Here is a 20,463-nt window from a genome sequence, read left to right as displayed (position 1 = left end):
GTCCGACCGGTCGTTCCTGTCCTCCCGGCCGAGGAATGCGAAGGCGCCGCCGCCCCGAAAGGGACGACGGCGCCTTCGTGCGTGGTGAGCCTTACGCGGTGGCTGCCTTCGGCTTGCGGTTGGGCAGCGCGAGCTTGAAGATCTTCGCCCAGGTGGACCCGACCTGCTTGGGCAGGGGGCCCGTGGTGTAGGGCAGCCCGTAGCGGGTGCAGATCTCGCGGACCTTGACCGCCACCTCGGCGTACCGGTTGGACGGCAGGTCGGGGAAGCAGTGGTGCTCGATCTGGTGGGACAGGTTGCCCGTCATGAAGTGCATGAGCTTCGAGCCCGAGATGTTCGCCGAGCCGATCATCTGGCGGACGTACCAGTCCCCGCGGGTCTCGCCGTCCACCTCCTCCTCCGTGAACGTGTCCGTGCCGTCGGGGAAGTGGCCGCAGAAGATGACGGCGTGGGCCCAGAAGTTGCGGATGGCGTTGGCGGCGAGCGTGCCGTAGAGGGCCTGCTTTCCGGAACCGGTCAGCATGGCGACGGCGGGGGTTGCGGCGTAGTCCTTCGAGAACTGCTTGACCACCTTGACACCCACGGCCTTGAGGTCGCGGCTCATGTCCGCCTTGGACTTCAGACCCTCCTTGAACTCGGGGATCTCGAGGTCGTACAGCGCGATGCCCCACTCGAAGACCGGCGCCAGGATCGCGTTGTACAGCGGGTTGCCGAGGTTGAACGGCTTCCACGGCTGGTCGGGGTCCATGCGGAGCAGGTTGTATCCGATGTCCCGGTCCTTGCCGATGACGTTGGTCCAGCGGTGGTGCAGGTCGTTGTGGGTGTGCTGCCAGGAGCGCGCCGGGGTGACGAAGTCCCACTCCCAGGTGGTGGAGTGGATGTCCGGGTCGCGCATCCAGTCCCACTGGCCGTGCAGCACGTTGTGCCCGATCTCCATGTTCTCGAGGATCTTCGCGACGCTCAGCATGGCGGTGCCGGCGAACCAGGCGGGCTTGTACTTGCTGAACAGCAGGGTGCCGCGGCCGGCGAACTCGAGGGAGCGCTGCAGCTTGATGACACGGCGGATGTAGGCGGCGTCCGTGGCTCCTCGCTTGGCGAGGATCTCGTCGCGGACGGCGTCGAGCTCGCGGCCGAGTTCCTCGACCTGCTCGTCCGTGAGGTGCTTGGCGGCGTCGGGGCGGACCAGGGGGTGGCCCGACGCCGCAAGGGCGCCCGGGCGGGTGAGCGTGGTGGTCATAGGGTGCTCCTTCTGTGGGGGGTCTACAGGTCGAGGTTCACGGGCCCGGCGGCCGCCGAGACGCAGGTCTGGATGAGCTGTCCGGGGGTGTTGTGCAGTTCGCCGCTGCGAAGGTCCCGGACCTGGCCGGCACGGAGCGGGACGAGGCAGCTGTGGCAGATGCCCATGCGGCACCCGCTCGGCATGAGGACGCCGGCGTCCTCGCCGATGTCCAGCAGCGGGGTGTCGCCGTCGGCCTGCACCTCGCGGTCGGACTGCTCGAAGGTGACGAGGCCGCCGTCGTGCCCGGCTCCTGCCGTCAGGTCGGTGCTGAACCGCTCGATCGTGAGCGTGCCCGTGCGGGAGGCCTCAGCCCCGGCTCCTGCGGTGACGTCCGGCACGGTGCGCGAGCGCTCGAGGGCGGCCTCGCGCTCCCACAGGTCCTCGGCGTCGTTGAGGAACCCTTCGGGCCCGCAGGCGTAGGCGGCCCGCGAGCGCCAGTCGGGGCAGAGTTCCGCGATGGCCTTGGCCTTGAATTCCAGCCGGCCGCGGGTGCTCGTGAACCAGTGGCGGACGGTGAGGTTGGGGAACTGGTCGGCGAGTTCGTCCAGCTCCTCGCGGAACACGCTCTTCTCCGGCGTGCTGTTGGAGTTGATGAGCACCACGTCGGCGTCCGGCCTGCGCGGGATGAGCGTGCGGATCATGGACATGACCGGCGTGATGCCGCTGCCGGCCGTGAGCATGAGCAGGGAGCGCGGGTGCTCGGGGAGCACGAAGTCACCCTGGGGCGGGGCGAGGAACAGGACGTCGCCGGGCTTCGTGTCGCGGACCAGCACGTGGGACACGGCTCCTGCGTCCTTGACGGTGATGGCGGGGTCGTGCCCTGCGGCGTTGCTCAGGGAGTAGGAGCGCCACTGCCGGACGCCGTCGAGCTCGACGCCGATCCGCGCCCACTGGCCGGCCTGATGCGCGTGCCAGCCGTTCCCGGGGCGGAAATAGATGGTGGCGGAATCCTCGGTCTCGTGCACCACGCGCGTCACGACGCCGCGCAGCTGGCGCGAGGAATAGACGGGATTGAAGAGCGCCATGAAGTCTTCCGCCGTCAGCGGGGTGGTCAGCGCCGCGGTCACGCGCGCCAACTTCGAGAACCGGATCATTGAACCAACGATATAGCCTCCCCTGATAAAACAGTGCGCTCGGGGCGTAGAGTTGACGGAGAAGAATTATCTTGACGAAATAGATTGGGGTTGGTTTCGTGAGTTCCGACGAGATGCCGGCGGCGCCGCCGCCGGAACCGCCGTGGCTCGCACTCCCCCCGGAGGTCAGCGACCGCCTGAGGCCCCTCACCGCGGACCTCGTCGAAGCCATCATCGAGGCGGTGCCGCAGCTGGTCCCTGCGTACGCCCGGCCCATCGAGGGGAACTTCGGGCGCGGCCTGCGCCGGGGAGTGGCTGCCGCGCTCGAGCGGTTCCTCGAACTGCCGGGCACCAGCCTGCCCGCGCTGTCGGAGCAGAGCCGCCAGCTGGTCGCGGGTCTCGGCCGCGGCGAGGTCCGGCAGGGACGCAGCATGGATGCACTGCTCGGCGCCTACCGGATGGGCGCACGGGTCACGTTCCGGGAGATGTCGCGCCGCTCCATGGAGGAGGGCCTCGGCCCCGCCGTCGTGGTGGACCTCGGGGAGTCGATCATGGCCTACATCGACGAACTCTCCGCCGTGAGCGCCGAGGCGTACGCGTTCGAGCAGTCCGAACGCGCCGGGGCCGTGGACCGGCGCCGCGCCGAATTGCTGGAGCTGCTGCTGCTCGGCCGGGCGGACGAGACGGCGCTGCGGCAGGCGGCGTCGCTCGCGGACTGGGCTGTGCCCGCGCGGGTGGCCGTGGTGACCCTGCCGCTGGATCGCGCACAGGGGCTCCGGCTGCAGCTCGGACCGGGAGCGATCGTCATCGAGCGCGAGACCGACGCCGTCGCCCTCGTGCCCGGGCGGGGGCCGCGGCAGCGGGCCGACCTCGACCGCGTGCTCACGGGCAGGGGCGCGGCCATCGGACCGGCAGGCGGGATCGAACACGTGGCCCAGTCGCTGCGCCTCGCGGTGCTGGCCGCCTCCATGCTGCCACCGCGCGAGGGCGCGGGAGACCCTCCGGTCTGGGCGGACGATCACATGACCGAGGTGGTCCTCGCGGCCGAACCCTCGGCCGTCGGGGAACTGGCCCGTCGGAGGCTCGCGCCGCTGGCAGACCTGCCCGACAGCCAGCGCGAGAAGCTCGAGGAGACGCTGCTGGCCTGGCTGCGGCACTGGGGCCAGCGTGCCCCGATCGCCGAGGAGCTCGGCATCCACGCGCAGACGGTCGGCTACCGGGTCCTGCAGCTGCGCGAGCTGTTCGGCGAGGACCTGAAGGACCCGAAGGTGCGCTTCGAACTGGAGATCGCGCTGCGCAGCGACCGGAAGATCCCGGCCTGACCCCTCCGGTCTAGGCCCCCGTGTAGGTGGCCGCGGTCCAGAGGTGGAACAGGGCGTACGCGCGGTAGGGGCGCCACGCCTCCGAACGGCGACCGGCGTCCCGGATGCTCGGGTTGCCCATCGCGCGCCGCGCCACGAGGTCGCCGGGTGTGAAGGCGTCGGGGTCGCGCAGCACGCGGACGGCGAGGTAGTCGGCGGACCACGGGCCGATCCCCGGGAGGGCGAGCAGGTCCCTCCGCACCGCGGCGTGGTCGCCGGCGGGGTCGAGGGACAGGCCGTCGACGACGGCGCGCGCGACGTTCTGCACCGTCGCGGCACGTGTGCGGGTCACGCCGACGGCGGCCCGCAGTTCCTCGTGCGGAGCGTCGGCAATGGCCTGCGGCGTGGGGAACAGTGTGAGTCCGGTGTCCGACGGCGTGCCGTAGGCCGCCGCGAGCCGTCCGCCGAAGGTGGCCCCCGCGGCCACGGACACCTGCTGTCCGAGGACCGTCATGATCGCGGCCTCGAAGGCGTCCGGATACCCGACGGCGCGAAGGCCCGGGCGCCGGCGGACGAGGGGGCCGAGGAGCGGGTCGCCGTCGAATGCGCGGGCGACGGCGGTCACGTCCGTGTCGAGGTCCAGCCAGGCGCGCGTGGTGCGCACAAGGTGCGCGAACGCGGCGTCGTCGTCCGTGTCCGCCGTGAGTTCGACGTCGTCGGGCCCGATGGTGACCGTGATGCGGCGCGGACCGCCCGGCGTCGCCAGCATCCGCGTGTGCGAGCGGCCTGACGAGCCCGTGCCGGAGACCTCGCAGCCCGGGATGGCATGGTTCGCGAGGATCGCGGCCATCGGGCCCGCCTCGAGCGGACCGTTCGGGGTGAGGGCTCGGGTCCGGGTGCGGGTCACGGGAGGATGGCGTCCACGTACCCGCCGTCCACGCGTACCGCCGCGCCCGTGGTCGCCGAGGCGAGCGGGGAGGCGAGGTATGTGACCATGTTGGCGATCTCCTGCGGCTCGATCAGGCGCTCCAGCAGCGACTGCGGGCGGTGGTCCTTCATGAACTGCCGCTGCGCGTCCTCCCACTCGAGGTCCTTGTCGACGAGCTGGTACACGAAGTCCTCCACGCCGCCCGTGTGGGTGGGGCCCGCGATGACCGAGTTGACGGTGACGCCGGTGCCCTTGGCCTCCTTCGCGAAGCCGCGCGAGACGCCGAGCAGTGCCGTCTTGGAGACGCCGTAGTGGATCATCTCCGCGGGGATGGCGACGGCGGAATCGCTCGCGATGTACTGGATGCGGCCCCAGCCGGCCCGGATCATGCCCGGCAGGTAGGAACGCGTGAGGCGGATGGCGGTGAGCACGTTGACCTCGAAGTAGCGGCGCCATTCGGCGTCGTCGATCTCGAGGGCCGGCTGCGCGCCGAAGATCCCGAGGTTGTTGACGAGGATGTCCACGGCGGGCAGGACGCCGAGTGCCCCGGCGACGCCGTCATCGGTGGTGACATCGGCGGCGACCGCGACGAGGTCGGCCTCCGGCACGTCCCGGCGGATGGTCTCGATGGCGCGCGCGACGCTGCGGGTGCTCCGCCCGTTCACCCCCACGCGGGCGCCGGCGCGGGCGAGGCCCACCGCGATCGCGAGGCCGATACCCTGCGTGGATCCGGTGACGAATGCCGTCTTGCCGCTGAGATCGAGTGCCATGGCCATGGAAGCTCCTGGGACGGGAGGGGAGGGGGTCGCGTCCAACCCTACGACGACGGCACGTCCGGGATGTGTGTATCACGCCGAGGCTGTGGCGTCACTTGATGTGGCGTGGATCTCGAAGCGCGATCCATGGAGAAAAGTCCCAGCCGCACCGGGTAATGTGCACCCGGTATATGGAATACTTCCGCCTCTTCCGAGGTTGAGAGTGGCATCTGGGCGTATTCCCGCCCACAGAAGGAGATCTACCCCCATGGCAACCGACTACGACGAACCACGCGTCCGTCCGGAAGACCAGCCAGCCAACGAGTCCCTCGAGGCCATCCAGGCTCAGCGCAGCGCGACCACGCAGACCGCGCTGATCGATGTCGAGGACGGTGAAACCGCCGAAGGCATCGACCTTCCCGGGGCCGACCTCTCCCACGAGGAACTTCTGATCCAGGTCATCCCGCAGCAGGAGGACGAGTTCACCTGCATGTCCTGCTTCCTGGTTCACCACCGCAGCCAGCTTGCGCGCGAGAAGAACGGCGACAAGTACTGCACCGAGTGCGAGGGCTGACAGCACCTCCGGACGTACCGAAAGCCCCTGGCCCTCCGGCCAGGGGCTTTCATCGTTCGTGCCCCTTCGTGCATGAGGATGCCGCCGGTGGCTCCCGGATGCCGACGCCGACCGCAGGGGCGGCGTCAACGCCCGTCGGCGGGAGTGGCGCCGCGTGCTGACCAGTACGGTGGGGGCATGGAGTCTTCCCACGTCATCGTCCTGCCCGGAGGCGGCTACGGCATGCTGTCCGACACCGAGAGCGAGGTCATCGCCGAACGGCTGCGCTCGCTGGGCTTCTCGGCGAGCGTCTTCCACTATCCCGTCCAGACCCGGCATCCCGGCCCGCTGGACGCCGTCCGCGAGGAGATCCGCCGCGCCCGCGCCGCCGGCGTGGAGCGCCTCGCGCTCCTCGGGTTCTCGGCCGGCGGGCACCTCGCCGGACACGCGGCCCTCACGGCCTCCGCCGAGGGCGGCGAGCGCGTGGACGCCGCCGTCCTCTGCTATCCCGTGGTCTCGATGGAACTCGCGACCCACCGGGGCTCGCAGGACGAGCTGATCGGGCCCGACGCCGGTGGCCGCCTCCGTGCGGAGACATCGCTGGACCGCCTGGTGACCGGCGATGCCCCGCCGTTCTTCGTCTGGCACACCGCCGAGGACGAGGCCGTCCCTGTGGAGCACGCCTACCTGCTCGGCCAGGCGCTCGCAGCGCACGCCGTCCCGCACGCCCTGCACGTCTTCGCCGAGGGCGAGCACGGACTAGGGCTGGCGACCGGGGCCGGCGCCGCCGAGCAGTGGAGCCGCCTGGCCGCCGACTGGCTCACGGCACAGGGCTGGTGACCGGTCCGGCCCAGCCCTCGGGCGTGACCCGGTGATCCTGCAGACCTTCGTGGCGCTCGGTCCGGTGATCGGCCTGATCGCCCTCGGCCATGCCCTCCGTGCGCGCAGCTTCCTGGCGCCGGCCTTCTGGCCCCCGGCCGAGCGGCTCTGCTACTTCCTCCTCCTGCCGGCGCTGTTCATCAGCGGCACCGCGACGGCGGATCTCGCGGGTCTGCCGATCGCCCTGATGGCGCCGGTCCTCGCCGGACCGGTCGTCCTGACGGCGCTCGGGCTCGCGGTCGCGCAGCGATGGCTGGATCTCGACGGACCCGCCTTCACCTCGGTGGTGCAGGGCAGCATCCGCTTCAACAACTACCTCGGCCTCTCGATCGCCCTCGCCCTCTTCGGGGCGGACGGCGTGGCCCTCGCCGCGATCGCGAACACCATCCTCGTGCCGCTCGTCAACGTCCTCTGCACCCTCGCCTTCGCGCGCTACGGGGCGGAACCGCTGACGATGACCGGTACCGTCCGGAGCATCGCCACCAACCCGCTGATCCTCGGCTGCGTGATCGGGATCCTGCTGAACATCACGGGGATCGGGCTGCCGCCGGGCGCCGCCGAGTTCGTGCGGGCCCTCGGAACGGCGTCGCTGCCGCTCGGACTCCTGTGTGTGGGCGCGGCGCTGGACCTGCGGAGCATGGGCCGCAACGTGGGCGCGGTCCTGCTGGCGACGGCGGTGAAGTTCACGGTGCTGCCGGGTCTCGGGATCGCGGGATGCCTGCTGCTCGGCCTCACGGGGGAGCCCGCGGCGACCGTGATCCTGTTCCTGTCCCTGCCCACGGCGTCGTCGGCCTATGTGATGGCGCGGGCACTCGGCGGGGACGCGCGGCTCATGGCCTCGATGATCACGCTGCAGACCGTGGCGGGGGTGCTCTACCTGCCGGTGGTGTTCCTCGCCATCCGGGCGCTCACCGGCTGAGGGAGTGCCCGCCGAACTGCTCCTCGAGGTCGTGCAGGTCGAGGTCGCAGCCCTTGTCGGATCCGCGGAAGGTGCGGCGGTACGCGGCGGGGCTCACGCCGAGGGCCTTCTGGAAGTGGTGGCGGAGCAGCACCGCCTGGCCGAAGCCGGAGGCCCGGGCGACGGCGTCGACGGTCAGCCGCGTCTCCTCGAGCAGCGACTGGGCCCGCAGGAGGCGCTGCCCGGTGAGCCAGGCGGCCGGCGTGGTGCCCGTCTCGGCGCGGAACCGGCGGGCGAAGGTCCGCTCGCTCATGTGCAGGCGCTGGGCGAGCGTCGACACGGAGATGTCCTGGTCCAGGTGGTCGGCGAGCCACACCAGCAGCTCCTCCATCGACGCCCCGCAGCCGGTGGGGACGGGCCGCTCGATGAACTGGGCCTGCCCGCCGTCACGGTGCGGGGGTACCACCATCCCACGGGCGATCGCCGTCGCGGCCCGTGGGCCGAACTCCCGCCGCACGAGGTGCAGGCTCGCATCGATGCCCGAGGCCGTACCGGCGCTCGTGAGGATGTTGCCGTCCTCCACGTAGAGCACGTTCTCGTCCACGCTGGTGCCGGGATAGGCGTCGGCAAGGCTCCTGGTGTACCGCCAGTGGGTCGTCGCGGAGCGTCCGTCCAGCAGCCCGGCCTCCGCGAGGGCGAAGGCGCCCGAACACACCGAGAAGATCTGCGCACCCCGCCGGTCGGCGGCCTGGAGGGCCTCCAGGACGGCCGTGGGAATCACGGTGTCCGCCGAGTAGGGAGCCATGATGACGAGGTCGGCGTCATCGACGCCCGTGAGGTCGCCGTCCACCTGCAGGGAGACGCCCGACGAGGTCCGCACCATGCCCGGAGCGGGCGTGCAGACGCGGAAGTCGAAGGCGGGGAGGCCCACGCCGAGCGACGAGCGGTCCACGCCGAACACCTCGCAGACCACCCCGAACTCGAAGATGGAGAGGTCCGCGAGCACGATCACGGCGACCTTGGTGAGCATGCCAGCAGTATGGCAGTTTTTGAGCGTTATGGGTCGTTTCTGCCACTCTTTTTCGCGGGCGGAGAGGATGAGGATCGATGCATGAACCTCCTTCTGATCCTCCTGGCCATCGTCCTCACGACCCTGCTGCTGCGGTACCTCCTGCGGATCATCCGCACGGACGCGCCGTCGGACCACCCGGCGTCGCACGCCGACTGGAACATCGACTCCCTGCCCAGTTCCGCCTACGCCCTGCGGCACGACGCCTAGGGGCGATCGCCGGTTCAGTGCGGGCCGTCGACGTGCAGGCCGTCGAGGTGACCCTCGCGGATCGACGTCCTGGCCTCCGAGGGGAGCAGGCTCTCCATGCATCACCGAGGGTCACCGGGAAAGAATTCGGGATCCGGGTAGTAAGCCTGCTTGCTATCGCCTCTGGGGAGACCTACGGTGAAGGAGAGCCAACCTCCTCGAAAGGGACATCATGATCACGCTCGAACAGATGAAGGATTCGATGAACGCCGGGGCCAACGTGCTGAGCGAGGACGGCGCCGTCCTCGGCTCCATGGGCCAGCTCTACGTCGACGACGCCACCGGAGAGCCCAGCTGGGTCACGGTGGCCACGCACACCATGGGCAACCCGGAGTCGTTCGCGCCGCTGCAGGGTGCCGTGCTCTCGGGCCGGGACATCCGCCTGCCCTACTCGCACGCCAAGGTCTACGACTCCCCGAAGATGTCCCAGGACGGACACCTCAGCCCCGAGGAGGAGCAGCACCTGCTGCGCTACTACGGTCTGATGGCAGGGAAGGACGACGTCGTGACGGACCGGGCCGGAGTTGCCGACACGCACGTCGCCGACACGAACGCCGCCGGCACGGGCCGTACGCGCTCGCAGTCCTCCCGCCCCGAGGGCGACTACTCCATGACGCGCTCCGAGGAGCAGCTGCGCGTCGGCACGGAGATCCGCGAGACCGAGCGTGTCCGCCTCGTCAAGCGCGTGGTCACGGAGGACGTCACCATGACGGTGCAGATCCGCCGTGAGGAGCTCGTCGTCGAGCGCGTGCCCGTCAAGGACGGCAAGCCCTTCTACGACGACGGCGAAGGAACCTTCACCGAGGCCGAGCGCGGGCGCCTGTACTCCGCCGTGGAGACGGCCTTCAACGGCGACACCACCGAAGTGGTCCTGTACGAGGAGCGGCCCCGCGTCGAGATGGAGGTCGTGCCGATCGAGCGCGTCCGCGTGCGCCGCGAGGCCCGCGTCCATGACGAAGTGGTCAGCGGCCAGGTGCGCAAGGAAGTCATCGAGACGGATCGCGTCGACCTGTAGACGGCATCCGGCACCTCGCCCGGGTGCCTGCCGGTCGAGAGGACAGGAGTCACCGCGCCGGAAGGCTTCCGGTGGTTCCTGTCCTCTGTGCGTCCTACCGGTCCCCGTCCGGTCCTACTGGTCCCTCGAGGACAGCACGCAGAACTCGTTGCCGTCCGGGTCCGCCAGGACCTCCCAGCTGACATCGGGTCCCTGCCCGATGTCCGTGCGCCGGGCTCCGAGGGCGATGAGGCGCTCGATCTCGGCCTCACGGTCCTCGCTGGTGTGCGGTGCGAAGTCGAGGTGCAGGCGGTTCTTGCCTCTCTTCTCGTGGTCCACGCGCACGAACACGAGACCGGGCGGCACCTGCTCGAAGGAGAGCTTCGGCCCCAGCTCGCGGGCCCACGGCGGCACGAGTACCGCCTCCTCGTCGTCCTCGAACATCACCTCCCAGCCCAGGGCGTCGGACCACCAGCGCGCAAGGGCCTGATGGTCGGTGGATTCGATGACGGTGGAGTACCAGCGAAGAGTCATGCGCCGATTGTGCCCCCACGGTGGACTACCGGCACCCGGGTGCCGGACAGGTTCCGTCCGCATCCCGTCCATGCTCCTTCCGTCAGCGGCCGAGGCGGCTCCGGAACAGCAGGTGGATGAAGTAGGGCGCACCGAGCAGCGCCGTCAGGAGCCCCGCGGGCAGCTGCGCCGGGGCGAGCGCCGTCCGGCCGATGAGGTCGCCCAGGCACACGAGGATCGCGCCGAGCAGCACCGCCGTCGGGAGAATGAGCCGGTGCGACCCCCCTACGAGGGCGCGCGCTGCATGCGGCGCCACCAGGCCCACGAAGCCGATCACCCCGATCCCTGCCACCGACGACGCCGTCAGCAGCACCGCGGCGGCCAGGAGCACCACCCGCGTCCGCGGCACCCGCAGGCCGAGCAGGCGCGGGGTGTCCTCGTCGAGCGCCAGCAGGTCCTGGGCGCGGGCGAGGGACGCGATGACGGGTAGCGCGACCACGAGCGCCACGGTCATGGGCACGAGGTGCTGCAGCGACCGGCCGTAGGTGGAACCCGACAGCCACGTGAGCGCCTTCGACTCGTTCCACGGATCGGTGAGGACGATCAGCAGCGTGATGACGGCCGTCGCCGCCGCCGAGACGCCGATCCCGACGAGGACCAGCCGGTCGGTCTGCATGCCACCGCGGAAGGACAGCCCGAACACGATCAGGGCGACCACCGCGGCACCGACGCCGGCAGCCGCACTGATGGTCCAGAAGCCGGCCAGCGGGACGACGGTGATCACGAGGACCGCGCCGACGCCGGCCCCGCCCGAGACGCCGATGATCGCCGGCTCGGCGAGCGGGTTCCGCGTCACGGCCTGGATCGCCGTCCCGGCCAGGGCCAGGGAGGCTCCTGCGAGGAGTGCCGCCCCCACGCGTGGCGCGCGCGAGTCCATCACGCTGGACACCACCGGACCGGCCTGCCCGGAGATCCAGTTGACGATGTCGCCGAGGAGGAGCTTCGCGTCACCCAGCAGGAATCCGGCGATCGTGACGATCACGAGCAGCGCCGCGAGGACCACGAGGACCGCCGTGCTGCGCGCCGTGCCGGCGGTACGCAGCGACACCCCGCGCGCCTCACGGGTGGGGCCGTCGGAGCGCATGCGGTGCGCGAGGGCCACGAGGAAGATGGCGCCGAAGACCGTTGTCACCACACCGGTGGGCACCTCGACGGCGCTCTCCGCGCCGATGGCCGCGCGCAGGAGGACGTCCGCGCCGAGCACGAGGAAGACGCCCATCAGGGCCGACGCCGGGATCAGGGCGATGTGCCGGTGCAGGCCCGGAATCCGGGGGGCCGCGAGGCGCACGACGGCGGGGGCTGCGAGGCCCACGAAGCCGATGGGTCCGGCGATCGTCACGGCCGCAGCGGACAGCAGGACGGCGAGCACGACCGCGAGGACCTGCGTGCCGCGGACATTGATCCCGAGCACGCGGGCCTGGTCGTCGCCGAGGGTCAGCAGGTCCAGGGAGCGCGATCTCACGAGCAGCACGAGCAGGGCGAATCCGGTCAGCGGTGCGAGCAGCACGAACTTCTCCAGTCCGCTCTGACCCAGGGATCCCGAGCCCCAGGCGAAGAGGCCGCGTGTCTCCTGCGAGAACAGCAGCAAGAGGGTGCTGGTCAGGGCGTGGAACGCGAGCGCGATCGCCGAACCGGCGAGGACCAGGCGCACGCTGGAGGACTGCCCGGCGCCCGAGAGCGCGAGGACGAGAGCCGCGGCACCGAGACCGCCGAGGAAGGCCACGCCCACCGATCCGAGCAGCGGCACCTGCAGGCCGAGGGCGGCGACGGCGACGACGGCGAGGTGCGCGCCCGCGTTGACGGCGAGCGTGTCGGGGGAGGCGAGGGCGTTGCGCGAGACGGACTGCATGACGGCGCCTGCCGCCCCGAGCGCCGCACCGACGAGCAGCCCCGCCGCCAGCCGGGGGACGCGGCTCGCGGCGACCACCGCGCCGGTGGCGCCGTCGTCGTTCCCGAGCAGCAGGCCGAGGATGTCCCCTGCACCGACGCTCGAGGTGCCCTGCGTGATGTGCACGAGGGCGAGGATCAGCGTGGCGGCGGCGAGGAGGCCGCCGGCAACGACCAGGCGCACGCCGGCGCGCGGGCCCTCGGCCCGGGCCTGACGCGGAGCGGGCCTGGTCAGGATCGCCGGCGGCACCGGACTACTTCGCTGCCCGGGCGGTCGCGGCGTCGACCGCCGCGTCCACGAACTGCTCCATGGAGCTCGGGCCGCCGAACGTCCAGAGGGCGTCGGGCAAGCGTGTCACCCTGCCGGCCTCGACGAACGGCAGGGACGTCCATACGGCGTTGTCCTTGAGCTGCTCCTGGTAGGGGTCGCCGAAGGCGTCGTTGGCGATGTACCAGAAGGCGGTGTCCTCCGGCAGGGCGGTCAGTCCCTCCACGTCGGTCCGTCCGAGCCCGTAGGCGGGATCGCCCTCGACGGTCCAGGCGTCGGTGAGGCCGAGCTGCGCGAACACGCTGCCCACGAGCGAGCCCTCGGTGAACGGGCGGATCGAGACACTGCCGGCGTCGACGTACGCGTCGGAGAAGGCGACCGGGGTGCCCGCACCGCCTGCTTCCTCGATGGCGGCCTTGCCGTCGGCGATCGTCGTCTCGAACCCGGACTTCAGCTCGGCGGCCCGGTCCTCGGTGCCGGTGACGGTCGCGATGAGGTCGAGGGTCTCGAACATCTGGCCGATGTTGTCGGTGGCGTCGCCGCCGGCCACGACGACGACGGGCACGGTCTTCTCGATCTGCTCGATCGCGCCCTCGACGAGCTGGTCCGTGACGATGACGACGTCGGGCGTGAGGGACACGAGGGTGTCGATGCTCGGCTCGCCGCGGACGCCGACATCGGCCACGGAGGCGTCGAGCGGTTCGGCGCTGACCCACTGGGCGTAGCCCTCGATGTCGGCGGCACCGACCGGCATGACGCCGAGGGATACGAGGTTCTCGACGGCGTTCCACTCGGTGGCCACCACGCGGTCGGCCGGTCCGTCGAGCGTGACCTCCTTGCCGCGGGCGTCGGTGACGGTGATGCTCTCGCCGGCCGCCTCCTCCTCGGTGGGTGTGCTGCCGGTGGCCTCCTCCGTGGTGCCGCACGCGGTCAGGGAGAGCAGGGCCACCGCTGCGAGGGCAGCGAGGATCTTGGGTTGTGTCATCGGTTTCATTTCTCTTCGGAGCGCGGAGTGCGCGGGGGGATCAGGAGGCGACGGGCGCCGGGGCTGTGTTGTGGCGTCCGACGGCGCGGGTGGAGATGGCGCCTCCCGAGACGGTGACGTCGACGCGCACGCCGTAGGCGCGGGAGAGGTTCTCGGAGGTGAGCACGTCCGCCGGTGTACCCTGCGCCAGAACGGCGCCGTTCTCGAGCAGCACCACGTGGTCCGCGATGGCAGCGGCCTGGTCGAGATCATGGAGGACGACGCCGACGCTCACGCCGTGCTCGGTGGCGAGGTCGCGGACGACGTCGAGGATCTCCACCTGGTAGCGCAGGTCGAGGTAGGTGGTGGGTTCGTCGAGCAGCAGCACGCCGGTGTCCTGGGCGAGGCAGCTCGCGAGCCAGACGCGTTGCACCTGGCCGCCGGAGAGAGCGGTGACGGGCCGGTCGGCGAGCTCCGTGGTGCGGGTGAGCTCGAGGGCGCGTCCGACGGCGGCGGTGCCGTGCGGGTCCTGGCCGGTCCAGCGGCTGCGGTGCGGGTGGCGGCCGAAACCGACCACCTCGCGCACGGTGAGTCCGCCGGGCACGGGACGGCTCTGGGCCAGCAGGGTGATGGTGCGGGCGAATTCCCGGGGCGAGAGCGCGAGGACGTCGGCGCCGTCGTCGAGCGTGACCGTTCCGGCGTCGGGTGCATGAAGGCGGGCGATGGTTCGGAGCAGCGTGGACTTGCCACTGCCGTTGGGGCCGATGAGGGCCGTGACGGTGCCCGGCTTCAGGCCGAAGGAGACGGACCCGATGACCTGCCGGCTGCCGTACGAGACGCCGAGGTCGACGACGTCGAGGGCGGGCGTGGCGGCGGGTTCTGTCAGGGGCACGGTCTCAGGTTAGGTTCTCCTAACCAGTACTGCAAGAAATAACGTCACGCCTGCGTGTCCTAATTCCTCGGCTCTGCTCACCGCCGGGCGCGAGCAAGGCCCCGGGAACGAGGTCCCGGGGCCTTGCTGGTGGTGCGTCCCGCCGACGTGCGGCGGGCTTCTGCCGGAGGACCGGCGGAAGGGCTATGCGCGTGCGGTCTTGCGGGTGTGGTCGCGGGTCAGCAGCAGTGCCAGGGCGATCATGCCGACGCCCAGGAAGAAGTGCAGCCAGTTGTCCGCACCGTTGAGGGGCACGAAGTTGCCGGCGGAGTTCTGGTCGATGACCAGGCCGTAGATCCACAGGACGAGGTAGACGATGCCGCCGTACAGCAGGTAGGAGCGTGCGCCGCTGATGGTGCGGGCCATGGCGATGCCGGCAGCACCGAAGAGCAGGTGGACGATGTTGTGCAGGACGGAGACCTGGAAGATGCCCAGGAGCTTCGCCTCCGACTCGTGGCCCGCGAACTGCATGGTGTCGTAGTCCGAGGTGATGCCGGGGATGAAGCCGAGCAGGCCGACGAGCAGGAAGACCGCGCCGACGGCGAGGGCTGCCTTCTGGACATTGGTACGTGCGCCCGCGTGGGGCGTATTTGCGGTGGTCATGTAATTCTCCCAAATGAGTGTGCGAGGACCTGTGCCGCCGATTGCTGCCGGCGGCACAGGAAGTGCTGAAAAGACGATGAGACCTGCCGGGACGACGGGGCAGCATTTCCTGATGGCCGCCCGCTCGTCAGGCCCAGCTTCGTAAGCCTACTGGTTATCTGGGGCTGGTGGGGCTCGTGTTTCAGCAAAGAGGTCAAGAATTCGCATCGGGAATGGCCCTCGCCCGCGCGGGAGGCGGGTTCCTGGTGATCGGCGGCTTCCTCGGCGGACATCTGGCCAGCGGGCGCCCCGACTACCGCTGGTGCGCTCCTCGTCATGACTCCGGGTTCCACCGTGCTTCGGCACATCCCACCGTCGTCGGGTGCGGATCGCGGACCTGGCGCGACCCCGCCGGAGTCCGGGCGGACGATGGGCGTCCGGGTCTGGAGCCGCAGGCATCGCCGTCCTAGGGTGGGTGCATCATCGGGCGGACAGCCCGCACATTCCACCGAGGGGAGCAGGCCAATGGCACGTCGGACCGGCACGACCGAGGGCTTCACCGAGCAGGAGCGCGCGGCCATGAAGGAGCGGGCCGCGGAGATGCGCGCGGAGGCGAAGCGCGGCAAGAACCGCGCCGCCGGCGAGAAAGCGATCCAGGACAAGATCGCCGAGATGCCGGAGCCGGACCGCGGGATCGCCGAGCAGTACCACGCGCTGGTGTCCGCCGTCGCACCCGACCTCGAGCCCAAGACCTGGTACGGCATGCCGGCCTACGCTCGCGACGGGAAGGTGGTGACGTTCTTCCAGGCGGCGGCGAAGTTCGAGTCGCGCTACTCGACGATCGGCTTCAACGACGCCGCGAACCTCGACGACGGCGTGTTCTGGCCCAATGCCTTCTCGATCACCGCATGGAACGGCGAGGTGGAGGAGGAGTTGCGCCGGCTGGTGGCGAAGGCGGTCAGCTGAACATCAGCCTCCTGTTGCGGCTCATCACCGTTGCTCGAGTGCAAAATGCGCAATCCGCGATATACTAAGCAGGCTGATGAATCGCATCGCTTGCTGTTCATCCCGCCAGTCGCAGTTCGTCCCAACCCGAAGGAGACGCTATGAGCACGAAGGTCGAAAAGAGCATTCTCGTCAACGTCCCGGTCAGCATCGCCTACAACCAGTGGACCCAGTTCGAAGAATTCCCCCACTTCATGGGTGGCGTCAAGTCCGTCACGCAGCTCGATGACGAGCGCCTGAACTGGGTCGTGGAGATCGGCGGCGTCCGCCGGCAGTGGGAGGCGACCATCCTGGAGCAGGTGCCGGACACAAAGGTGTCGTGGGCTGCGACCGAAGGTGCAACGAACGCCGGTTCGGTGTCCTTCGAGGACGTCGGAGGCGGACAGACGCAAGTTCACCTCGTCCTCGAGTACGAGCCCGAGGGCCTGGTCGAGAAGATCGGTGACAAGCTCAACGTCATCGAGAACCAGGCCGAGGGGGACCTCAACCGCTTCAAGGCGTTCATCGAGGACGAGGGATACGCCACGGGAGCCTGGCGCGGAACGGTCGGATCCGGCATCGATACCGGAGAGCCCGGCGTCGAAGCTGCTGCCGCGTCCCGTGGGGACAGCGGGAAGGCGGGGATCTCGGGCAAGGTCGCCGCGGGCATCGGGCTCGCTGCCGCCGCTGCGGCCGTCGGGGTAGCCGCCAGCAAGAAGGACAACGACGACACGACGACGGAAGCCGACGTGACGATCACGCCGGTCGATGACGCGGCACCGGTGGTGTACACGAGCGGGGAGAGCGAGCTGTCTCCCAGCACCAGGGACGCCCTCCTGCCGACGGAGGACGACGACACGACCCTCACACGGCAGACCGGCTCCGCCGACACCCTGGATGATCCGCTGCTGGACAAGAACCGCACCACCGGCGGAGCGCTCTGACCTCCGTCGGCCTGTTCCGACAGCACCGACACAGCGAGTAACACCTGCCCTGCACGGCAGGACGGGGTTACTGCGGGCAGCCACCCACTCCATCGGGAGTGGGTGGCTGTCGCCTTTTCGGGGGATCAGCCCCCCGTTCATTCCGCCCCTACCCGGCCGGAGGCTGCAGCGGCAGGTGGGCTGATCCGCCAGAATCCCGTTCAGTCATGCGCCGATGTTCTGCAGACCTGTTGCCAGGTAGGCGTTCCGTGCCAGGCCGTCCGTCAGGTGGTCCACGAGGCGTCGCGCGGCAGCATTGCCTGCCGCGCCGGGGCCGGGGGCGAGAAAGAAGTCGGTGTGCTGCTGGAATTCCTCCGGCAGGGGGACGACAGTCCCGATGCCTTCCACGAACAGCAGTTCGCTGACCTGCTGCAGGGCGAGATCGGAGCGGCCGTCCGTCAGGGCCGTACCCGTGAACCCCGAGTCGAGGACCGTGGCACGTTCGAGCACCTGGTCCGCGATGCCGAGCCGGAGGAGCAACTCCTGGAAGAAGATCCCGCTCTGCCCGGCCCGGGAGAAGGCAACCGACCGGGCGCCGAGCAGGGCAGCGACGAGGTCGCTCCCGGTCGCCATCGACGGCGGTTTGGAGCCCTGGGCCACGCCGAGCCCGAGCGCCGACGTCACCAGCGGCATCGCACTCCCGCCGGCGAGAACGCCCGATGCCTCGAGGTCGAGCATCGCTTCCCGGGTCCCGATCAGCACGTCCGGTTGGGCGCCGGCATCGATCTTCTCGAGGAGGATGCTCGTCGGGAGGTACTCGGTCCGGACCGACAGGCCGGAAGCCACCTCGAAAGCAGGGAGGACGGCGTCGTCCAGGGCCTTGCGGACGACGAGGGAGCTCAGCAGGTAGAGGTCAGGGCCGTTCGGGGGAGATGACACGGGCACGTCCTTCCGGCGGGTTCTGCGGAGCAGGTTTTCTGCCGAGCAGACCGCGTCCGGCTGTAACTCTATATTGTTGATGATGAAGATATAGAGTTACGGGAGGTTCGCAGTCCTATACGACGACGATGTCAGACGAGGAACACGCAGATGAAGAGCTCCGTAGTAGTCGTGGGTGCCGGGATCGTCGGGTTGGCCACCGCATACGAGCTGGGGCTGCGCGGCTACCGGGTGACCGTCGTCGACAAGGAGCCCCGGCTCGCGGACCACCAGACCGGGAACAACTCGGGCGTCATCCACTCCGGGCTGTACTACGCGCCGGGGAGCCTGAAGGCGACCCTCGGAACCGCGGGTGCGCAGTCGATGCGCCGCTTCGCCGAGGACCACGGGGTGGCGGTGGACATCTGCGGGAAGCTGGTGGTCGCCACCCGTCAGGACCAGGTCCCGGCGCTCGAGGAGCTCCACCGCCGCGGCATCGCGAACGGAGTTCCCTGCCGGATGATCTCTCCCGAGGAGGCCCGTGACTACGAGCCCCATGTCGCCTGCGTGGCAGCCCTCCGGGTCGAATCCACGGGAATCGTCGATTACCGGGGAATCTGCGACGTGCTGGCACGGCTCATCGGCGAGGCCGGGGGTGAGGTCCGCCTGGGGACCGAGGTCGTAGGTATCTCAACCGATGGCGGATCCGTGACCGTCTCCACCACCACCGGGGAGATCTCCGCCGACGAGCTCATCAACTGCGCCGGCCTGCACAGCGACCGCATCGCCCGGTTGGCCGGCCTCACCCCCGAGGTGCGGATCATCCCGTTCCGGGGCGAGTACTTCGAACTCACCCCGGACCAGTCCCACCTCGTCCGCGGCCTGATCTACCCGGTACCGGACCCGAGTTTCCCCTTCCTCGGCGTCCACCTGACCAGGATGATCGGCGGCGGGGTGCACGCGGGGCCCAATGCCGTTTTCGCCCTGGCCCGTGAGGGCTACACCTGGCTCTCGATCAACCCACGGGACGTCCTCGAAAGTGCCGCCTGGCCAGGGCTCTGGAAGCTCGGCGCCCGATTCTGGAAAGTAGGGCTCTCCGAGGTGGCACGCTCCCTGTCCCGGAAGAAGTTCCTGGCAAGCCTCCGGGAGCTCGTCCCGGATCTCCGCGACGACAGCCTCGTGCCGACCCACGCGGGAGTCCGCGCGCAGGCGATGCGCCGGAACGGCGACCTCGTCGATGACTTCTACTTCGACAGGGCGCCCCGCCAGATCCACGTGCTCAACGCGCCGTCGCCGGCAGCGACAGCCGCGCTGGAGATCGGCCGGCGCATCGCCGACGAGATGGAGGAGCGGAACCGGTGAACGGGGAGGAGGCGCGGCGCTTCGACGCCGTCCGGGTGCACGAGCAGATCGTCGCAGTTCTTCGTGCCTGGGGCATGCCGGACGGGTCCGCCGCCGCTACGGCGACGGTGATGGTGGAGACCGATCTCGCCGGTGTCGATTCCCACGGCGTCTCGATGCTGATGCTGTACGAGAAGCTCCGGTCGGAGAACCGCCTGAAGCTCGACGCCGTTCCCCGCGTGGTGCGCGATGCCCCCGCATTCGCCGTCGTCGACGCCGGTGCCGGCCTGGGACATCCGGCAGGTCTTCATGCAGTGGAACTGGCCATCGGGAAGGCCGCGGAGTCCGGGATCGGGGCGGTGGCCGTGGGTAATTCGCACCACCTGGGAGCTCTCGGCTACTACGTCCGCAGCGCCGCGCAGCGCGGCCTGGTAGCCCTCATGGCGACGACCACGCGGACACCCGTGGTGGCGGCGCTCGGAGGCACGACGCCGATCCTGGGGACGAACCCGATCGCCTTCGCCGCGCCCCGGGCAGGCGGAGGGGAACTCGTGGTGGACATGTCCACGAGCGTCGTCGCGATGAACAAGGTGAAGGCCTACGCACTGAGTGGACGGGACCTGCCTCCCGGCTGGGTCAACGACCGGCTCGGCAATCCTGTGACCGATGCCGCCCTCGCCTACTCCCTGCTGACCACGCAGGAGGGGACGCTCAGCCCGCTCGGCGGCTCCACCGCCGAGACCGGCGGACACAAGGGATTCGGGCTCAGCCTGATGGTCCAGGTGCTCAGCGCGGCGTTCTCGAGGGCCGCACTCCCGCTCGCCGACGGCGACAGTGACAACCTCGGGCACTTCGTCCTGGTGGTCGATCCGAGACGTGTGGCGGAGGGTGGGGACACCGCGCGCTACGTCGACGACCTCGTCCGCCTCATGACGCGGGACGAGCCCGACGTCGTCCTGCCCGGCGAACCCGAAGCCCTTGCGCGCGCCGACCGCAGCCACAACGGCATCCCGATCCCGGAGGGCCTTCTCGAGCATCTTCGCGGAATCTGCGGCAGGGCCGGAACCGCCATGTTTCTCACGCCGCTCGGGTAGGAGGGCGGCTCGCACGGTGT

The 20,463-nt window shown here is 70.1% G+C and carries 22 protein-coding genes; 11 read left to right on the top strand and 11 right to left on the bottom strand.

The features are described 5' to 3' along the window. Window positions 1–91: 91 nt before the first annotated feature. Together ACX80N_RS08305 and ACX80N_RS08300 are read right to left on the bottom strand one after the other, a co-directional pair. Window positions 92–1,237 carry a fatty acid desaturase family protein gene (locus tag ACX80N_RS08305; protein ID WP_105032343.1) on the bottom strand — a complete coding sequence of 382 codons (1,146 nt, stop codon included), beginning with the start codon at window positions 1,235–1,237 and terminating at the stop codon, window positions 92–94. Window positions 1,238–1,260: 23 nt separating this feature from the next. Then, entirely contained in the window at window positions 1,261–2,373 is a 1,113-nt protein-coding gene (locus ACX80N_RS08300) for a ferredoxin reductase (RefSeq protein ID WP_105032344.1), read from the bottom strand. Window positions 2,374–2,471: 98 nt separating this feature from the next. On the opposite strand from ACX80N_RS08300, the gene ACX80N_RS08295 reads away from it, so the two are divergent. After that, window positions 2,472–3,674 (top strand): PucR family transcriptional regulator, encoded by a 1,203-nt coding sequence (locus ACX80N_RS08295; protein ID WP_459339006.1) that lies wholly within the window; start codon window positions 2,472–2,474, stop codon window positions 3,672–3,674. A 10-nt stretch (window positions 3,675–3,684) separates the two neighbouring features. Here ACX80N_RS08295 and ACX80N_RS08290 read toward each other — a convergent pair whose 3' ends face one another. Beyond that, complete coding sequence (locus ACX80N_RS08290) at window positions 3,685–4,560, bottom strand: DNA-3-methyladenine glycosylase family protein (protein ID WP_459339005.1); 876 nt, start codon at window positions 4,558–4,560, stop codon at window positions 3,685–3,687. Continuing rightward, window positions 4,557–5,351 carry an SDR family NAD(P)-dependent oxidoreductase gene (locus tag ACX80N_RS08285; protein WP_105032666.1) on the bottom strand — a complete coding sequence of 265 codons (795 nt, stop codon included), beginning with the start codon at window positions 5,349–5,351 and terminating at the stop codon, window positions 4,557–4,559. The genes ACX80N_RS08290 and ACX80N_RS08285 overlap by 4 nt, the downstream gene beginning before the upstream one ends. A gap of 253 nt (window positions 5,352–5,604) precedes the next feature. Here ACX80N_RS08285 and ACX80N_RS08280 point away from each other — a divergent pair, with 253 nt between their 5' ends. From ACX80N_RS08280 to ACX80N_RS08270, 3 genes are all read left to right on the top strand, one after another. Beyond that, window positions 5,605–5,910, top strand: coding sequence for a DUF4193 domain-containing protein (locus ACX80N_RS08280; RefSeq protein ID WP_104048589.1), 306 nt, complete (start codon window positions 5,605–5,607; stop codon window positions 5,908–5,910). Window positions 5,911–6,087: 177 nt separating this feature from the next. Next, window positions 6,088–6,729, top strand: coding sequence for an alpha/beta hydrolase (locus tag ACX80N_RS08275; protein ID WP_459339004.1), 642 nt, complete (start codon window positions 6,088–6,090; stop codon window positions 6,727–6,729). Between the two features lie 31 nt (window positions 6,730–6,760). Next, entirely contained in the window at window positions 6,761–7,687 is a 927-nt protein-coding gene (locus ACX80N_RS08270; protein ID WP_459339003.1) for an AEC family transporter, read from the top strand. Here the strand turns inward: ACX80N_RS08270 and ACX80N_RS08265 are convergent. Beyond that, window positions 7,677–8,696 (bottom strand): helix-turn-helix domain-containing protein, encoded by a 1,020-nt coding sequence (locus ACX80N_RS08265; protein ID WP_459339002.1) that lies wholly within the window; start codon window positions 8,694–8,696, stop codon window positions 7,677–7,679. The genes ACX80N_RS08270 and ACX80N_RS08265 overlap by 11 nt on opposite strands. A gap of 81 nt (window positions 8,697–8,777) precedes the next feature. Between ACX80N_RS08265 and ACX80N_RS08260 the strand changes: the two genes are divergently transcribed. Beyond that, a complete protein-coding gene (locus ACX80N_RS08260; RefSeq protein WP_157940250.1) occupies window positions 8,778–8,945 on the top strand; it encodes a hypothetical protein in 168 nt (55 codons plus the stop codon). A 211-nt stretch (window positions 8,946–9,156) separates the two neighbouring features. Continuing rightward, window positions 9,157–9,999, top strand: coding sequence for a YsnF/AvaK domain-containing protein (locus tag ACX80N_RS08255; RefSeq protein ID WP_459339001.1), 843 nt, complete (start codon window positions 9,157–9,159; stop codon window positions 9,997–9,999). Between the two features lie 114 nt (window positions 10,000–10,113). On the opposite strand, the gene ACX80N_RS08250 is transcribed toward ACX80N_RS08255, so the two are convergent. The 5 genes from ACX80N_RS08250 to ACX80N_RS08230 all read right to left on the bottom strand — a co-directional run bounded on the left by ACX80N_RS08250 (window position 10,114) and on the right by ACX80N_RS08230 (window position 15,204). After that, entirely contained in the window at window positions 10,114–10,512 is a 399-nt protein-coding gene (locus ACX80N_RS08250; protein WP_459339000.1) for a VOC family protein, read from the bottom strand. 82 nt (window positions 10,513–10,594) lie between these two features. Beyond that, a complete protein-coding gene (locus tag ACX80N_RS08245; protein WP_459338999.1) occupies window positions 10,595–12,688 on the bottom strand; it encodes an iron ABC transporter permease in 2,094 nt (697 codons plus the stop codon). Window positions 12,689–12,692: 4 nt separating this feature from the next. Next, on the bottom strand, window positions 12,693–13,691 hold the full coding sequence (locus ACX80N_RS08240) for an ABC transporter substrate-binding protein (RefSeq protein WP_459338998.1): 999 nt from the start codon (window positions 13,689–13,691) through the stop codon (window positions 12,693–12,695). A gap of 40 nt (window positions 13,692–13,731) precedes the next feature. Continuing rightward, entirely contained in the window at window positions 13,732–14,562 is an 831-nt protein-coding gene (locus tag ACX80N_RS08235; protein ID WP_459338997.1) for an ABC transporter ATP-binding protein, read from the bottom strand. Between the two features lie 183 nt (window positions 14,563–14,745). Beyond that, window positions 14,746–15,204: a DUF4383 domain-containing protein gene (locus tag ACX80N_RS08230; RefSeq protein WP_459338996.1), complete on the bottom strand. Its 459-nt coding sequence runs from the start codon at window positions 15,202–15,204 to the stop codon at window positions 14,746–14,748. A gap of 212 nt (window positions 15,205–15,416) precedes the next feature. On the opposite strand from ACX80N_RS08230, the gene ACX80N_RS08225 reads away from it, so the two are divergent. The 3 genes from ACX80N_RS08225 to ACX80N_RS08215 all read left to right on the top strand — a co-directional run bounded on the left by ACX80N_RS08225 (window position 15,417) and on the right by ACX80N_RS08215 (window position 17,111). Beyond that, window positions 15,417–15,653: a hypothetical protein gene (locus tag ACX80N_RS08225; protein ID WP_459338995.1), complete on the top strand. Its 237-nt coding sequence runs from the start codon at window positions 15,417–15,419 to the stop codon at window positions 15,651–15,653. 55 nt (window positions 15,654–15,708) lie between these two features. Continuing rightward, complete coding sequence (locus tag ACX80N_RS08220; RefSeq protein WP_459338994.1) at window positions 15,709–16,149, top strand: iron chaperone; 441 nt, start codon at window positions 15,709–15,711, stop codon at window positions 16,147–16,149. Between the two features lie 140 nt (window positions 16,150–16,289). Next, window positions 16,290–17,111 (top strand): SRPBCC family protein, encoded by an 822-nt coding sequence (locus tag ACX80N_RS08215; protein ID WP_459338993.1) that lies wholly within the window; start codon window positions 16,290–16,292, stop codon window positions 17,109–17,111. A 204-nt stretch (window positions 17,112–17,315) separates the two neighbouring features. Here the strand turns inward: ACX80N_RS08215 and ACX80N_RS08210 are convergent, their stop codons facing one another. Next, complete coding sequence (locus ACX80N_RS08210; RefSeq protein ID WP_459338992.1) at window positions 17,316–18,029, bottom strand: substrate-binding domain-containing protein; 714 nt, start codon at window positions 18,027–18,029, stop codon at window positions 17,316–17,318. 150 nt (window positions 18,030–18,179) lie between these two features. Here ACX80N_RS08210 and lhgO point away from each other — a divergent pair, with 150 nt between their 5' ends. Together lhgO and ACX80N_RS08200 are read left to right on the top strand one after the other, a co-directional pair. Next, the gene (gene lhgO / locus ACX80N_RS08205; RefSeq protein WP_459338991.1) at window positions 18,180–19,370 is read left to right on the top strand and encodes an L-2-hydroxyglutarate oxidase; all 1,191 of its coding nucleotides are present in this window, start codon (window positions 18,180–18,182) and stop codon (window positions 19,368–19,370) included. Then, window positions 19,367–20,443 (top strand): Ldh family oxidoreductase, encoded by a 1,077-nt coding sequence (locus tag ACX80N_RS08200; RefSeq protein WP_459338990.1) that lies wholly within the window; start codon window positions 19,367–19,369, stop codon window positions 20,441–20,443. Before lhgO ends, ACX80N_RS08200 begins: the two co-directional genes overlap by 4 nt. The last annotated feature ends 20 nt before the right edge of the window (window positions 20,444–20,463 follow it).

The organism is Arthrobacter sp. MDT2-16 (assembly GCF_054510925.1).
This window is presented reverse-complemented; position numbering and strand designations above follow the sequence as displayed.

Bases quoted from the DNA above. Each gene is read 5' to 3' on its own strand.
- ACX80N_RS08305 (WP_105032343.1), bottom strand. From the start codon at position 1,237: ATGACCACCACGCTCACCCGCCCGGGCGCCCTTGCGGCGTCGGGCCAC.
- ACX80N_RS08300 (WP_105032344.1), bottom strand. From the start codon at position 2,373: ATGATCCGGTTCTCGAAGTTGGCGCGCGTGACCGCGGCGCTGACCACC.
- ACX80N_RS08285 (WP_105032666.1), bottom strand. From the start codon at position 5,351: ATGGCACTCGATCTCAGCGGCAAGACGGCATTCGTCACCGGATCCACG.
- ACX80N_RS08280 (WP_104048589.1), top strand. From the start codon at position 5,605: ATGGCAACCGACTACGACGAACCACGCGTCCGTCCGGAAGACCAGCCA.
- ACX80N_RS08275 (WP_459339004.1), top strand. From the start codon at position 6,088: ATGGAGTCTTCCCACGTCATCGTCCTGCCCGGAGGCGGCTACGGCATG.
- ACX80N_RS08265 (WP_459339002.1), bottom strand. From the start codon at position 8,696: ATGCTCACCAAGGTCGCCGTGATCGTGCTCGCGGACCTCTCCATCTTC.
- ACX80N_RS08260 (WP_157940250.1), top strand. From the start codon at position 8,778: ATGAACCTCCTTCTGATCCTCCTGGCCATCGTCCTCACGACCCTGCTG.
- ACX80N_RS08255 (WP_459339001.1), top strand. From the start codon at position 9,157: ATGATCACGCTCGAACAGATGAAGGATTCGATGAACGCCGGGGCCAAC.
- ACX80N_RS08250 (WP_459339000.1), bottom strand. From the start codon at position 10,512: ATGACTCTTCGCTGGTACTCCACCGTCATCGAATCCACCGACCATCAG.
- ACX80N_RS08240 (WP_459338998.1), bottom strand. From the start codon at position 13,691: ATGACACAACCCAAGATCCTCGCTGCCCTCGCAGCGGTGGCCCTGCTC.
- ACX80N_RS08230 (WP_459338996.1), bottom strand. From the start codon at position 15,204: ATGACCACCGCAAATACGCCCCACGCGGGCGCACGTACCAATGTCCAG.
- ACX80N_RS08225 (WP_459338995.1), top strand. From the start codon at position 15,417: ATGGCCCTCGCCCGCGCGGGAGGCGGGTTCCTGGTGATCGGCGGCTTC.
- ACX80N_RS08220 (WP_459338994.1), top strand. From the start codon at position 15,709: ATGGCACGTCGGACCGGCACGACCGAGGGCTTCACCGAGCAGGAGCGC.
- ACX80N_RS08215 (WP_459338993.1), top strand. From the start codon at position 16,290: ATGAGCACGAAGGTCGAAAAGAGCATTCTCGTCAACGTCCCGGTCAGC.
- lhgO (WP_459338991.1), top strand. From the start codon at position 18,180: ATGAAGAGCTCCGTAGTAGTCGTGGGTGCCGGGATCGTCGGGTTGGCC.